Source organism: Micromonospora sp. NPDC023737 (assembly GCF_040639715.1).
In the GTDB taxonomy this organism is placed as follows: domain Bacteria; phylum Actinomycetota; class Actinomycetes; order Mycobacteriales; family Micromonosporaceae; genus Micromonospora.
Map to the genome: position 1 here is coordinate 156123 of NZ_JBFAAL010000011.1, position 14157 is coordinate 170279.

General features: G+C 73.0%; 16 protein-coding genes. 4 read left to right on the plus strand and 12 right to left on the minus strand.

The genetic code is table 11. The annotated features are described in order from the left end of the window. Positions 1–82: 82 nt before the first annotated feature. From AB0F98_RS22570 to AB0F98_RS22585, 4 genes are all read right to left on the minus strand, one after another. On the minus strand, positions 83–565 hold the full coding sequence (locus AB0F98_RS22570; protein WP_357738288.1) for an SRPBCC family protein: 483 nt from the start codon (positions 563–565) through the stop codon (positions 83–85). Positions 566–719: 154 nt separating this feature from the next. After that, complete coding sequence (locus tag AB0F98_RS22575; protein WP_357738290.1) at positions 720–929, minus strand: DUF397 domain-containing protein; 210 nt, start codon at positions 927–929, stop codon at positions 720–722. 200 nt (positions 930–1129) lie between these two features. Then, on the minus strand, positions 1130–2329 hold the full coding sequence (gene fahA / locus AB0F98_RS22580) for a fumarylacetoacetase (RefSeq protein ID WP_357738292.1): 1200 nt from the start codon (positions 2327–2329) through the stop codon (positions 1130–1132). Positions 2330–2377: 48 nt separating this feature from the next. Next, positions 2378–3259 (minus strand): hypothetical protein, encoded by an 882-nt coding sequence (locus AB0F98_RS22585; protein ID WP_357738294.1) that lies wholly within the window; start codon positions 3257–3259, stop codon positions 2378–2380. Between the two features lie 94 nt (positions 3260–3353). Between AB0F98_RS22585 and AB0F98_RS22590 the strand changes: the two genes are divergently transcribed. Further along, positions 3354–4520 carry a cupin domain-containing protein gene (locus AB0F98_RS22590; RefSeq protein WP_357738296.1) on the plus strand — a complete coding sequence of 389 codons (1167 nt, stop codon included), beginning with the start codon at positions 3354–3356 and terminating at the stop codon, positions 4518–4520. Positions 4521–4576: 56 nt separating this feature from the next. Here the strand turns inward: AB0F98_RS22590 and AB0F98_RS22595 are convergent, their stop codons facing one another. The 4 genes from AB0F98_RS22595 to AB0F98_RS22610 are packed head-to-tail and all read right to left on the minus strand — an operon-like array spanning position 4577 to position 7349. Beyond that, the gene (locus tag AB0F98_RS22595; protein ID WP_357738298.1) at positions 4577–5602 is read right to left on the minus strand and encodes a tetratricopeptide repeat protein; all 1026 of its coding nucleotides are present in this window, start codon (positions 5600–5602) and stop codon (positions 4577–4579) included. Positions 5603–5612: 10 nt separating this feature from the next. Beyond that, positions 5613–6098, minus strand: a complete 486-nt coding sequence (gene ispF, locus AB0F98_RS22600; protein WP_357738432.1) for a 2-C-methyl-D-erythritol 2,4-cyclodiphosphate synthase — start codon at positions 6096–6098, stop codon at positions 5613–5615. 13 nt (positions 6099–6111) lie between these two features. Continuing rightward, a complete protein-coding gene (ispD, locus tag AB0F98_RS22605) occupies positions 6112–6807 on the minus strand; it encodes a 2-C-methyl-D-erythritol 4-phosphate cytidylyltransferase (protein ID WP_357738300.1) in 696 nt (231 codons plus the stop codon). A gap of 56 nt (positions 6808–6863) precedes the next feature. Next, complete coding sequence (locus AB0F98_RS22610; RefSeq protein ID WP_076467066.1) at positions 6864–7349, minus strand: CarD family transcriptional regulator; 486 nt, start codon at positions 7347–7349, stop codon at positions 6864–6866. Between the two features lie 331 nt (positions 7350–7680). Here AB0F98_RS22610 and AB0F98_RS22615 point away from each other — a divergent pair, with 331 nt between their 5' ends. Continuing rightward, positions 7681–8361, plus strand: a complete 681-nt coding sequence (locus AB0F98_RS22615; RefSeq protein ID WP_357738303.1) for a hypothetical protein — start codon at positions 7681–7683, stop codon at positions 8359–8361. Between the two features lie 127 nt (positions 8362–8488). On the opposite strand, the gene AB0F98_RS22620 is transcribed toward AB0F98_RS22615, so the two are convergent. The 4 genes from AB0F98_RS22620 to AB0F98_RS22635 form a co-directional block, all read right to left on the minus strand. Continuing rightward, complete coding sequence (locus AB0F98_RS22620; RefSeq protein ID WP_357738304.1) at positions 8489–9235, minus strand: hypothetical protein; 747 nt, start codon at positions 9233–9235, stop codon at positions 8489–8491. 22 nt (positions 9236–9257) lie between these two features. Then, positions 9258–10316 (minus strand): type III polyketide synthase, encoded by a 1059-nt coding sequence (locus tag AB0F98_RS22625; protein WP_357738306.1) that lies wholly within the window; start codon positions 10314–10316, stop codon positions 9258–9260. Positions 10317–10380: 64 nt separating this feature from the next. Beyond that, positions 10381–11547, minus strand: a complete 1167-nt coding sequence (locus AB0F98_RS22630) for an acyl-CoA dehydrogenase family protein (protein ID WP_357738309.1) — start codon at positions 11545–11547, stop codon at positions 10381–10383. 43 nt (positions 11548–11590) lie between these two features. Beyond that, positions 11591–12352: a methyltransferase domain-containing protein gene (locus AB0F98_RS22635; protein WP_357738311.1), complete on the minus strand. Its 762-nt coding sequence runs from the start codon at positions 12350–12352 to the stop codon at positions 11591–11593. A 46-nt stretch (positions 12353–12398) separates the two neighbouring features. Here AB0F98_RS22635 and AB0F98_RS22640 point away from each other — a divergent pair, with 46 nt between their 5' ends. Together AB0F98_RS22640 and AB0F98_RS22645 are read left to right on the plus strand one after the other, a co-directional pair. Then, on the plus strand, positions 12399–13238 hold the full coding sequence (locus tag AB0F98_RS22640; protein ID WP_357738312.1) for a UbiA family prenyltransferase: 840 nt from the start codon (positions 12399–12401) through the stop codon (positions 13236–13238). Between the two features lie 139 nt (positions 13239–13377). Then, entirely contained in the window at positions 13378–14103 is a 726-nt protein-coding gene (locus AB0F98_RS22645) for a hypothetical protein (protein WP_357738314.1), read from the plus strand. The last annotated feature ends 54 nt before the right edge of the window (positions 14104–14157 follow it).

Sequence of the window (14157 nt, forward strand, 5' to 3'; positions counted from 1 at the left end):
CGGGCGGCGGTCCGGCGCGGCCGGGCAGGGCGTCCCCGAAGGTGCCTGAGCGACGCGCACGCCGGATTCTGGGTGGTGAGGTTCAGGCGGCCCGGACCGCGCCGGGGCACCCCGCGACGGCGCTAGCCAGGTCGGCGAGGTCCGTCCGCAGCGCATGCTCCATCGCCCGCGCCGCCAGCGCGCCGAGGAACAGCGCGGCCACCCGACCGTACGGATCGACCGGCAACGCCTCCAGGGTGACGCTGGCCAGGGTGCAGCCGTGGTGCCGGCGTCGCGGCCTGCGCAGCTCCCAGGTGATCCGGTAGTCGACGCCGACTCCGGACGAAACGAGGACGAGGCGTCGAGGAGGGACCGCTTCCACGACGCAGAACTCCTCGACGAGGAGACCGCCGTCCGGCTGGGAGCGGGGCTCGCGCCATGAGGTACCCGGCCCGAACGGCCCGGGGGTGAGCAGCTCGACCGGGCCGGCGAGGTGTCGCCGCGCCCGGCCGGGCAGGTCGGTCAGCAGGCGCCAGACGTCGACGGCGTGCGCCTCGATGCGCCCGGTAACCGTCACTGCCGACATGCCACCTCCCGTGGCGTCGACGGTACGCGGCGTGAGCGCTCTACGGGGGTCTCCGGGCGCAATTCCTGCCGGAGACCCCGAAACGGCACGTCTGCCACCCATACCGGGTCCGCGCGGACCGGCCCCTGGGCGACCTGGTCCGCGAGGCCGGCGGTCAGCGGTCGAACTGGCCTGCTCGGATCGCGCCGACGAAGGCCGCCCAGCCGGGCGGGCTGACCGCGAGTGTGGGACCGGCCTGGTCCTTCGAGTCGCGTACCGCGACCACCCCGAGGACGTCGGCCAGATTGTCCGCCACCTCCACGCAGAGCCCCTGGTCGTTGGAGCGGCTGCTGGTACGCCAGACGGCGCCGGTCAGATCGTGCATCGTGAACTACCTCCCGCTGCGTCGGGACGCCCCGTCCACGACCGGCGGGACCAGTCGCGGGCCCGTCCGGCGCGACGGGGCGTCGGAATCCGGAGCGATCAACGCGGGAGGTCGTCGGCCCGGTCGCACCGACTGTGCGATCGGCCGATCACGGTTGGGACGACCTGTCGTACGCCCGCTGACCAGCGTCTCCGGCCTGGTCAGCGGGACGGCAGGATGGTGCCGGTGACCTCGCCGAGGGCAATGGTGGTGCCGTCCGGGCCGGGCGCGGTCGCGGTGATCGTGACCGTGTCTCCGTCCTGCAGGAAGGTCCGCTGCTCGCCTCCGCCGAGCTGCACCGGCTCGGCCCCGCCCCAGGTCAGCTCCAGGAACGAGCCGACCTGGCCGCGCTCCGGACCGGAGACGGTGCCGGACGCGTAGAGGTCACCAGTACGCAGCGACGCCCCGTTGACGGTCAGGTGGGCCAACTGCTGGGCGGGCGTCCAGTACATGGTGGCGAACGGAGGTTCGCTGACCCGCTCGCCGTTCCACTCGACGACGATCCGCAGGTCCAGCCCGCGGTGCGGCACGTCGCGCAGGTAGTCGACGACCGGCGGCTCCTGCTCCGGCGCGGGCACGAACGCGTCGGTGAGGGCGTCCAGCGGTGTCACCCACGCCGAGACGGAGGTGGCGAAGGACTTGCCCAGGAACGGGCCGAGCGGCTGGTACTCCCAGGCCTGGATGTCCCGGGCGGACCAGTCGTTGACGAGCACCACGCCGAAGACGTGGTCGGTGAAGCCGTCGACGGAGACCCGCGCGCCGAGCGGACTGGGTACGCCGACCACGAACCCCACCTCGGCCTCGATGTCCAGCCGAACGGAGGGGCCGTACGTGGGGCCGTCCGCGCCGGGCCGCTGACCCGACGGGCGGATCACCGGGGTCCCCGACACGACCACCGTGCCGGCCCGGCCGTGGTAGCCGATCGGCAGGTGCTTCCAGTTCGGCAGCAGCGGCGGCTGGCCCGGCCGGAAGATCTGTCCGACGTTGCCGGCGTGGTGCTCGGAGGAGTAGAAGTCGACGTAGTCGGCGACCTCGAACGGCAGCAGCAGGCGCACCTCGTCCAGCGGCACCAGCAGCGGTTCCACCACTGCCCGGTGCGCGGTGTCGGTGAGCAGCTGGGTGATCCGCTGCCGCACCGCCGTCCACTGCGGACGCCCGAGCGCCATGAAGTCGTTTAGGGTGGGTCGGCCCAGCGCGCCGGCCGCCAGCACCAGGCCGGCCGCCTCGGCGCCGGCCAGGTCGAGCACGAAACCGCCGATGCGTACACCGATCCGCGGCTCCCGCCCGTCGTGCACGAACACCCCGTACGGCAGGTTGGTCATCCCGTACGCCGAGCCCTCGGCACCCGCCACCCAGGTCATACGTCCTCGCCCCCGTTCATGTCGGTCCCGTTCATCGCCACCGGCCCGTCACGTCCTCGGCCGGTCCAGCAGGCCCAGGCGGGCCAGGTCCGCCAGTGGCTCGCCGATGCTGCACGAGCCGTAGCCCACCCAGAGCGGACGCGGCCCGCCCAGTCGGCCCTCGACAGCCTGAAGGAGCGGACGCGGATCGGTGACCGTGAGCAGCTCGGCGACCTGCGCCAGACCCGCGCCCTGCGCGGCGGCCAGCGTGGCGGCCAGCACGTTCACGAAGCCGTGGTGGACGAGGCCGGTCTCCGGCTCCAGGTGCCGGACCGCGTTGTGCAGCCCGGCGGTCAACTTGAACGGCAGAGCCCGGTCCCGGCAGCCGCAGATCACCGCTGCCAGCTCTATCGGAGTCGGGAAGAGTTCGGCGGCCAGCCCGCCGGTGCGGAACTTCGCCGCGATCGGCAGCCCTTCGGCGCGGATCGAGGCGAGCCGGTCCAGCGCCCCCATGAGCCCGAACGTCAACGGGATCTCGGCGAAGACGTCGAGGCCTTGGCCGTCGTCGCCGGACGCGGTGTCCCGCTCACGCCGAACCAGGTCGACCAGCTCGGCAAGGCCCGGCTGCGGATCCTCGCCGCGCCGGGCGACGGCCGCCTCGACCTGGCGGACGCGGATACGTCGATCCACCCCGGCACGTATCCCGTCGAGCCGGCCGATCGGCACGTCGGCGATCACCCCGACCGCGATCCGCTCGTCGATGGCGAGCAGAGCGGGCAGCTCGGGCAACTTCGAGGCGGGCACCAGCAGGGGGCCGACCAGGTCGGCGTACCAGGCGGCGCGATGGCGTCGATGTGCGGCGACGGCGTCCGGCAGCGCCGCGCTGCCGGGCGGGAAGACGGCCGCGTCGTCCACCAGGCCGTCGAGGAGCGCGGGCACCTGCGTTGACACGGAACAAGAATCTACGGGACGCTACAAGGAACGGACAACAGCGTCCGATTATCGGACGTCCCTAGCCGGTTAACGGGACACACCGGGAGGCGAGATGCCCTACTACCGCAGCGTCGGCGAGGTGCCGCGCAAGCGCCACACCCAGTTCCGCCAGCCCGACGACAGCCTCTACGCCGAGGAGCTGATGGGGCAGGAGGGCTTCTCGTCCGACTCGTCCCTGCTCTACCACCGGCACGCCCCGACCGCGATCGTGGCCGCCGAGGAGTTCACTCCGCCGGCCTTCACCCGGGCACCGAACCTGCCACTCAAGCCACGGCACCTGCGCACGCACAAGCTGGACGGCACCGGCGCCGACCCGGTGCTCGGCCGGCAGTACCTGCTCGCCAACGACGACGTACGCATCGCGTACGTGCTGGCCGACCGCCCCTCCCCGCTGTTCCGGGACGCCATCGGCGACCACTGCCTCTACGTCGAGGCGGGCGACATGCGGGTCGAGTCGACGTTCGGGACGCTCGACGTGACCGCCGGTGACTACGTCATCATCCCCACCTCGACCATCCACCGGCTCGTACCCACCGGTGACCAGCCGGTGCGACTGCTCACCATCGAGGCGTCCGGTCACATCGGCCCACCCAAGCGCTACCTCTCCGTCCGCGGGCAGTTCCTGGAGCACTCGCCGTACTGCGAGCGCGACGTCCGCGGCCCGGACGCGCCGCTGCTGGTCGACGGCGAGGACGTGGAGGTCCTGGTTCGCCACCGTCGTGGTTGGACCCGCCACACGTACGCCCACCACCCCTTCGACGTGGTCGGCTGGGACGGGCACATGTACCCGTGGGCATTCTCCATCCACGACTTCGAACCGATCACCGGGCGGATCCACCAGCCGCCACCCGTGCACCAGACCTTCCAGGGTCCGAACTTCGTCGTCTGCTCGTTCGTGCCGCGCAAGGTCGACTACCACCCGGACGCGATCCCGGTGCCGTACAACCACCACAACGTCGACTCCGACGAGATGCTCTTCTACACGGGCGGCAACTACGAGGCCCGGCGCGGCTCCGGCATCGAGCAGGGCTCGATCTCGCTGCACCCGTCCGGCTTCACCCACGGCCCGCAGCCCGGCGCCGCCGAGCGGGCGATCGGCGTCGACTTCTTCGACGAACTGGCAGTCATGGTCGACACGTTCCGCCCGCTCGACCTCTGCGGCGCCGCCGGCGCCTGCGAGGACCCGGGCTACGCCTGGACCTGGGCGCGTCGCGCCTGATCGTCCCCGACCACGAGCCAGGCCGCGCTAACGGATCTTCCACACGATGCGGGCGGTCAGGCTGGGGTTCGGGTGGCTACGACGATCTCGGCGACGGCGGCTACGGCGATGGCGAGCACCAGCGGCCATGGGGTGCCGACGAGGGCGTAGAGCACGATCAGCACCGGCGAGGCGATCGCCGCGTAGACGGCGAGGGCCAGGGCACGGTCGGAGCGGAGCAACCCCGGCAGGACGGTCCGCGCGAGGCCTGGCATCCGGGCGGCGAAGCGCCAGATGACCAACGCCCCACCGAGCGCGGCGAACGCCGCGGCGACACGGGACAACCCTCCGCTGCCGGGCGCGAGGCAGGCGATCAGCACCGCCGTGATCATCGACCAGCCCGCGCCGTAGAGCACCAACTGCCGCAGGCCGGCGGAGATCGTACGGCCCGAGTCGATCTGCCCCGGGCTCATCGTCGCGGCCTCGGCCAGATGCTCCAGCGCCTCACTCCAGCGCCGCTGCTCCAGCCGGATCACACCGATGTCGTGCCGCGCCTCGGCGAGCCGCGGGTCCAGGCGCAGCGCCTCCCCGTAGGCCCGCTCGGCGAGGTCGTACAGCCGCATGTTCGCGGCCACCAGACCGAGCACCAGGTGCGATTCGGGCTCCTCCGGCGTCAGCTCCACCGCGCGCCAGGCCGCGTTCAACGCCGTCTGGCCGTTACGGGAACCGGCCAGGATCGCGGCGCCGCTCCGCTGGGCGTACGCGTCGTCCGGGCCGATCGCCAGGATCTCCTCGGCGGACCGGGCCGCCTCCGGGTACCGCTGCAGGTCGGCGAGTGCCATCCCCCGGGCCAGCAGCGGCGCCACGGTGCCCGGGGCGGCGGCGATCGCCGCGTCGGCGGCCGTGAGCGCCTCGGCGGGCCGGCCGGCGGCCAGGTGCAGCCGGGCGAGCAGGGTGAGTCCCAACGGATTCGCCGGCTCGATCGCCACCGCGTACGAGACCTCCGCGGCGGCCTCGTCGTAGCGGCCCAGTTCGGCGAGGAGCTTCGCCCGCTGGAGATAGCCGTCGGCGGCGGACTGATCGGGGGCGGCGTCGCTGGACATCGCGGCGAGCCTAGGCCGCCGGAGCCTCGTACACCAGAGCCACCGCGATTCCGGCGAGCCCCTCGCCGCGTCCGGTGAAGCCCAGCCCGTCGGTCGTCGCGGCGGATACGGTGACCGGCGCGCCGACGGCGGCGGAGAGCACCTGTTCGGCCTCCGCCCGGCGCGGCCCGATCTTCGGTCGGTTCCCGATCACCTGGACCGAGACGTTGCCGATCGTCAGCCCCTCGGCGCGGACCCGACGGGCCGACTCGGTGAGCAGCGCGACGCCCGATGCCCCGGCCCACTCCGGCTGGTCCACGCCGAAGTTCGCGCCCAGATCACCGAGGCCGGCCGCGGAGAGCAGGGCGTTGCAGGCCGCGTGGGCCGCGACGTCCGCGTCGGAGTGACCGGCCAACCCGTCCTGGTCGGGCCAGTGCAGGCCGGCCACCCAGCACGGCCGACCGGCGGAGAAGGCGTGCACGTCGGTGCCGATGGCCACCCGGGGAACGATCATGATCAGAGGGTACGCGTCAAGCACCGCTGGCCAGCAGATACTCGGCCAGTGCCAGGTCGAACGGGCGAGTGATCTTTAGGGCGTACTCCGAACCGGGTACGCAGGAGACCGGTACGCCCTGCTTCTCCACCAGGCCGGCGTCGTCGGTGAGCGCGTCGCCGGCCGCGGCGTGCGCCGCGCTGAGCACCGACCGGCGGAAGCCCTGCGGGGTCTGCACCGCTCGCAGGGCGGAACGGTCGACGGTGCCGAGCACGACCTCCTCGGCGCCGACCTCCTTGATCGTGTCGACGACCGGCAACACCGGGATGACCGCCGGCCGCCCCGCGCGGACCGCCGCGGCGACCGCCTCGACCAGGTCCGGCGGCGTGAGCGCCCGGGCCGCATCGTGCACGAGGACGATCTCCGGACCGGGCGGCACCGCCGCGAGCGCGGCGGCCACGGATTCCTGCCGCTCCGCGCCGCCCGGCACCACACTCACCGAGGCCACCGGAGCGAGCAGCTCACGGACCGCCTCGACCTCGGCCACGGGTGCCGCGACGACGATGGTGTGCACGCTGCGGGCCGCGGCGAGCCGCCGCACCGCGTGCACCAGAAGTGGTTCCCCCGCGAGCAGGCGCAGCGCCTTGGGTCGACCGGGACCGAGCCGTACGCCGGCACCCGCCGCAGGGACGAGGACCGCGACGTCACCGCGCGGATTGAGCTGCGCGGTCACGTCGCGGTCCTCGGTGGTTTCTTCGCTACGAACTGGGTACGACGATGCTGTGCGGACTAGGCCTCGGCCAGCACCTTGTCGAGGAGCGTCTCCGCCTCGTCCTTGGTGCTCTTCTCGGCCAGCGCGACCTCGCCGACGAGAATGTCCCGGGCCTTGGCGAGCATGCGCTTCTCACCCGCGGAAAGACCCCGCTCCCGCTCGCGACGCCACAGGTCGCGGACAACCTCGGCGACCTTCAACGGGTTGCCGGAGGCGAGCTTCTCCAGGTTGGCCTTGTAACGCCGCGACCAGTTGGTCGGCTCCTCGGTGTGCGGGGCACGGAGCACGTCGAAGACCTTGCCCAGGCCCTCTTCGCCGACCACCTCGCGCACACCCACGATCTCGGCGTTCTCAGCGGGAACCCGGACCGTGAGGTCACCCTGCGCGACCCTCAGGACGAGATACTGCTTCTCCTCGCCCTTGATGACCCGAGTCTCGATTGCCTCGATGAGTGCGGCCCCGTGGTGGGGGTAAACAACGGTCTCGCCGACACTGAAAACCATAGGTTCGAAACCCCTTTCGCTGTGTCTAGGGTAACACGCTCAGGCACCGATGTCTCACCGCTGTCCTGACCGTTGGCGCAGCTCAGGGGCCCTGTGAGAGGTATTTCTTCGACTTGACAGGCAGTCAAATCGATGGTTTGAACACGCTCCGTAGCCGCCGGATGACAACCCGGGTCGGGTGAACGGAACGTCGAGATCAAGGGCTATGCGCTTCGTTCATGGTATCCCGCCGGCCGCTTCTGCGCCCAGGTGTAGCGGGAGCTGCCCTCGGTACGCGAGGCTGGAAGGCGAGCCAATGTCGGCTCCAAGAGACGGTTCCAGGGGGACGGCGATGAATACGCCGGGCACGGAGGGAAACGGGCTGCCGGACCTGCCGCCGGAGTGGGGTCGGGTAGTCGTACCCGACGACGCTTCGGCGCTGGCGCAGGAGGCCGCCCAGGTCCGACGCGAGCTGCGCGAGCGCGCTCGCCTGGCCACCAGGAAGCGCCTCACAGCGCTCCGGATGCCCCTCGTTTGGCTGGTGGTCGCGGTGCTCATCACGCTCGCCGGCCTGGCCGCCGTCACCCGGCCCGGTCCGACCCCCGCCCCCGCGACCAGCCCGGCAGCACCACCCGCCGCGCTCGCCGGGCGGCCGCTGCCCGCCCTGGACCTGGTCGACGCGGGGCAGGATCCGGTGCCACTGCGCGGTCTGCTGCCCGCGATGATCATCCTGGTCGACGGTTGCGCGTGCCCCGAACGGGTGAGCGAGGCCGTCGCCGCCGCACCGCCCCAGGTGAACCTGGTGGCCATAACCGGGGGGCGGTCGGTCCCCAGCGCTCCACCCGCCGGCGGGACCGGCGTACGTACGCTCGCCGACCCCGCCGGTGGTCTGCGCTCCTTCCTGCACCTGTCGCCCCGTCCGGACGCTGCGGTGGCCGTGCTCGTCGACCGGTCCGGCGTGGTGGTCCGAGTGCTGCCGGAGCTCGGTCCGGTCGAGGCGTACCGCGCCGACCTCGATCGCCTCGCCGCCTGAGCGGGCCGATCAGCGGCTCCGCCCACCGCAGGGCGTGAGCGCGCGCCGGAATGGCGGCCGGTCCATCCGGGGCGTCGACAGCATCAACTTGCGCGAACCGCAGTTGCCTGATCGGCACCGCCGGGTGTCAGTCGACCGCGGCGAGTTGCATCTGCACCCGGATCGGCTCGGCGTCGAGAGGCCCGACCTCGACACGTAGGGGCCCACCGACAGCGATCAGCAGGTTCCTTCGGACCTGGCCGTCACAGATCGGCCGGAGATCTTCGGCGCTCTGGCCGCCCTCGATCGTGACGATCAGCCCACTCGACCCCGTGCAGAGGTACTCGAACAGGTACGGGTCGTCCGGCCTGCTGTTCACCTGTCGGATCACGCTCCGCTCCGGCGCGATGAGGGTCCGCTCACGCCAGAGCGTGTTCGGGTACCGCGACAGCCCGCCGCTGCCCCACTCTCCGTTCGGGCTGGGACGGGGCTGGACCCGGCCAGTGCGACTGCCCTGGTCGAGCGGGTGCGCGGCGCCGGTCTCCGGGTCGACGCGGAGGACGGAGCCGTCCTCCTCCACCCGGAAGACGTAGCGGCTGCCGGGATCGACGCGCAGAGCCACGCCGGTGGCGGGATCCACCACGGCCACCTGGCCGGTGCCGGATCCCGGGGGAACGAGCGGGGCACCCAGCACTGGTGGAGCAGCGAGACCGGCCACCGGAGGGGCCCCGCCGGGTGCCCGGGCGGCCAACGCGGGTAACGACACGGCCAGGCCGAGATTCCGCTCGTCCGCCGGGGCGTTGGCCCGCCACCACCAGCCGCCCGCGACCAGGACGAGCACGGTCAAGCCGACCAACACCCGACCACGCAGCCGGTCCTGCGTCCGCACGTCCACCAACCGAGGGTAAGCCGGACGCTCAGGCCTGTCGATCGAGCAGTACGGCGTAGAGCGTGAGGCCGGGGCCGAAGGCGAGCATGAGGATCCGTTCCGGCGGGGTCGGGGCACGGCGCAACCGGTCCAGGATGAGCAGCACCGTCGGGGACGAGCAGTTGCCGTGTTCGTCCAACGTCGCGCGGGACGTCGCGAGCGCCTCCGGCGGCAACCCCAGCTCGCGCTCCACCACGTTGAGGATGCGGGGACCGCCCGGGTGCACCGCCCAGCCGTCCACCTCGTCCAGCGTGGCGCCGTGCCGGGCAAGCAGGTCGTCGACCAGGCCACGCACGTGCGTGGAGAGCACCTGGGGCACCTTCGGTGACAACCCCATCCGGAAGCCGGCGTCGGTGACGTCCCAGGTCATGTGGTCGGCGGTGGAGGTGTCGGTCACCGACGTGACCTCGCGCAGCGCGTACCCGGGGCCGCCGGGCAGCACCACGGCGGCGACCGCCGCGTCCGAGAAGAGCGCGTGCGAGACGATCTGCTGCGTGTCCACCCGGGCCGTCGACGGCTGGATGTGCAGGCTGGTCAACTCGGCGCAGAGCAGCAGCGCCGGGCGGTCCCGGGCGGTGACGAAGTCGCTCGCCGCGCCCAGCCCGGGCAGCGCCGCGTAGCAGCCCATGTGGCCGACGAACATCCGCTGGGTGCCCGGGGCCATGCCGAGGTCCCGGGCGAGCAGGATGTCCAGCCCCGGGGTGGCGTACCCGGTGCACGAGCAGACGACGAACAGCCCGATGTCACCGGCGTCCAGGCCGGCGGCGGTCAGCGCCCGACCGACCGCCTCCTTGCCCAGCGGCAACGCCTCCACGAGGTAACGACGCATCCGCCGCTCGGTCGGCCAGTCGGAGACGTCCTCCAGCAGCGGATTGACCGCCGCCTGCCGCGTGGTGACTCCGGAGTTGGCGAAGATCCGTTGCGCCAACGACCGGGTGGTGCCGGTGAAGTGCCGGGAGAAGAAGCCCTCCCACAACTCGTCCTGGCGGGCCGACGGCGGCTGCGCCGTCCCGAGGCCTGCGATCACTGGTACCGACACGATCCCCACCTCTCGTCCGACGCCGCCCTCGCCCGGACCGTCCCCACCGGAACGGCCACGGCGGGCCCCACGCTCACCAACGAGGCGCCGAGCCGTCGCGGTCCGGGTCACCTCCCAACGCGGCGATGCCGAGCCAGTCGGCGCAGACGTCCGAGGTGGCCGGATGCAGCGATCCACAGCGGGCATCCCGGTAGAGCCGCTCCAGCTGATGGCCTCGCCGGGTCGCCGAGGTACCGGCCGCCTCGAGCATCGACGCGGCGACGTCGGCGGCGGTCGTACCGGCCAGCAGCTTCGCCCGCCACACCCAGCGGTTGGTCTCGGCGTCGCCGGCCGCCTCGTCCACCCGGCGGGCCGCCTCGCCCACCACCAGCTCGGCCGCCGCCACCGCCGCGTCGGCACGGCCGAGGCGCGCCCGAACCGCAGGCAGCCCCGCGAGGTTGCGGGCATTCAGGTGCTCGGCGGCCGCCTCGATCGCCGCCCGCGCGACGCCGACGTAGACGGCCGCGTAGCTGGCCACCAGCCAGTGCGGCATGAGCTGGGCGACCACCAGCGCCAGCCCTTCCACGCCACCCAGCAGCCGGTCGGTCGGAACCGTCGCCTCCAGGTGCAGATCGTGCGAGGCGGTGGCGCGCATGCCGAGCGAGTCCCAGGCCGGCTCGACGGTGAGCCCGGCCCCGGCCGGGACCAGGAACTGGGAGACCACCGACGGGTCGGCGGCGCTGCGCGCGGCGACCAGGTAGCCGTCGGCGTGCCCGGCGCCCGAGCAGAAGGTCTTGCTGCCCTTGAGGTGCCAGCCGCCCTCGACCGGCTCGTAGACGGTGCTGAGCTGGGAGAGCCGCGCCCCCGCGCCGCGCTCGCTCATCGCCACCGCGTACCAGGAGCCCTCGGCGGCCGCGCGCAGCAGCCGGTCCCGGGCGGCGAGCGCCTCGTCCGGGACGCCGAGCGCCTCGGCCAGCTCCTCGGTGACCGCGCCCAGCGCGCCGGTCACCGACGCGTGCATGTTGAACACCAGCGCGGTGGCGCCGTTGCCCTTGGCCAGTTCGGTGGCGACGGCCGCGTACTCGGCGAACGTCGCACCGAACCCGCCCAGCTCGCGGGGCACCATCAGCCCGAAGAGGCCCGCCTCGCGCAAATCCTCGAAGTCCTCGACCGGGAAGGCGCCCTCCCGGTCGTACTCGGCCGCCCGGGCGGCGAGTCGCGGCGCCAACCTGCGCGCCGCCTCCAACGCGTGCACCGTCATCTACGCCCCCTCTTCGGCGTCCTTACCCCCGCCGGGGTCGGAACTATCCTTTCCGGACCCCCCAGCCCTGGTACAGCACCGCGGTCGAGCGCGTCGGGACCATCCGTGGGGCCCGGCCACCCGGCGCGGTCCCCGCGGCGCCCCGCGCCCGGCGCAACAGCCAGCCGAGCAGGCCGCGCACCTCCGGTCGTACACCGCGCAGTTGCAGTGTGACGCCGTGCCGGGCGCACTCGGCGACCAACGCGCGGGCGTCCACGAACAACCGCGGGTCGTGGATGCCCCGCGGCACGGTCGGCAACCGCTCGCCGATGTGGACCGCCACCAACCGGCTCAGCGCGGTGTCGTTCAGCGTGTCGAGCACGAGCAGACCGCCCGGTCGGAGGAGCCGGCACGCCTCGGTGACCGCGCGACGCCAGTCCGGCACGTGCTCGAGCATCTCCCCGGCCGCCACCACGTCCGCGCAGCCGTCCGTGAGTGGCACGGCGGTCGCGTCGCCGTTGACCGGGGTGACGCCGTGCTCGGCGGCCTGGGCCAACGCCGAACGGGTCAGGTCGACACCCACGTGCCGGTAACCCTTGCCGGCGAGGTGGGGCGCGAGCAGCCCGGCCCCGCAGCCGAGGTCCACCAGCAACGCGCCGGGACGCTCGGCCGGCGGCACCAGGGCCGCCCGTGCCTCGGCCAGCCAGTGCAGCATCGCGAAGACGCCGTCCGGCTGCCACCACTCGTCGGCCAGGTCGTCGTACTGGCGCGGGTCGTTGCGCGGCAGCACGCGGGGCCGGGTGGGCACCGGAGCCACGTCTCGCATGGAACCGAGCGTGGCACGACTCACGGGTAACATCCAGACTTCCCTTATGTCGACTTCGGTGTTAGGGCTGGTCAGGGCGAGCCATCCGGAACCGGCCGCGGCGGTGACCCTGGTGGCCGGTCTGCTCGCCGTCGGCGTCGGACATCGACCCGCCGGAGTCGCCGCCGTCGTCCTCGCCGTGCTGGCCAGCCAGCTCGCCGTGGGCTGGGCCAACGACGCGCTCGACGCCGACCGGGACACCGCGGTGGGGCGTACCGACAAACCGATCCCCGCCGGCGCGGTCCGCCGGCGCACCGTGGCCGTGGGCGCGGTGCTGGCTGCGGCCGCCACCCCGGTGCTGGCACTCTTCACGAACGCCACGGCGGCCTTCTGGGTGACGCTCGCACTCGTCTCGGCGCTGATCTACGACTGGCCGCTCAAGTCCAGCCCGGCGTCGGTGCTGCCCTACGCGGTCTCCTTCGGCGCTCTGCCCGCCTTCGTGGTGCTGGCGCTCCCCGGGACACCGGCACCGCCGGCCTGGCTGGTCGCCGCAGGAGCGTGCCTCGGCGCCGGAGCGCACTTCGCCAACGTCCTGCCCGACCTGGCCGACGACGCCCGTACGGGCGTACGCGGCCTGCCGCACCGCCTCGGCGCGAACGGCAGTCGGGTGGCCGCCGCGGTACTGCTGCTCGCGGCGACCGGGACGCTGGTCTTCGGTCCGCCCGGGCCACCGTCCGGACTCGGGCTCGCCGCGGTTCTCGCCGCCGTCGTGGTTCCGCCGCTCAGCTGGTACGGCGGGCGCGGGGCGGCCCGAGCGGGGCGGCGTCCGGTGGCCGCCTTCCGGGCCGTGATGCTGGTGGCGCTCATCGACGTGGTGCTGCTGGTCACGAGCGGCCGGGTGGTCTGATCGTCACCCCGGGAGGTGGCATCGCCGGGTCGGGGTGCGGCCCTCGATCAGCTCCAATTACCCTGGAGCGCGGTCTGCGCGGGCATGGCCACCGTGCCCGGCGTACGCACCGGGTGTGATCGTGACGAGGAGGACCGACGTGACGCGCTCGATCAGGGGTTCCCGGCGGGCGGCCCTGCTGCTGTCCGGGGTGGCGGCGGCGACGAGCCTGCTGCTGTCCGGGTGCGGCGCCGGCCAGGTATCGGAGACCGCCGAGAAGGTGCCGTCGGTCCAGGGCGTCAACATCGAGACGGAGAACGGGCAGCTCGCGGTCCGCGGCCTGCTGGTCGAGTTCCCCGGCGTCGATGGCTACAAGGCCGGCGAGGACGCCCGGCTCAACGCGGTGATCTACAACGACTCGAAGGAGCCGGTCACGGTCACCGTCACCAGCCAGGACGCCCGCGAGGTCGTACTCACCGGCACCGGCGCGTCAGCCAGTCCGACCCCGTCGGAGTCGGTTTCGCCGACCGGTTCGGCCTCGGCCAGCCCGTCGGACTCCACCAGCCCGTCCGGCTCGGCCAGCCCGTCGGAGTCCGCCAGCCCGTCGCCCTCGGCGCCGGCCGGTGAGCCCGCGCGCTTCGAGATCGCGCCGCTCAGCTACATCCAGCTGAACGAGCAGTCGGATCGCATGCTGCAGCTGATCGGCCTCAACGAGTCGCTCCGTTCCGGCCAGAACGTCTTCGTCACCTTCGACTTCGGCAACGGCAACACCATCACCGGGCCGGCCCCGATCGCGGTGCCGTTCACCCCGCCCGCCCCGCCGTCGCCGATCGTGCACCGCGAGGGTGCCGAGGAGCAGGAGGGCAGCACCGGCCACGGCGGCTGACCAGCCGCACGAGCTTCCGAAGACACCCCGGCGTGGCGAGCACCACGCCGGGGT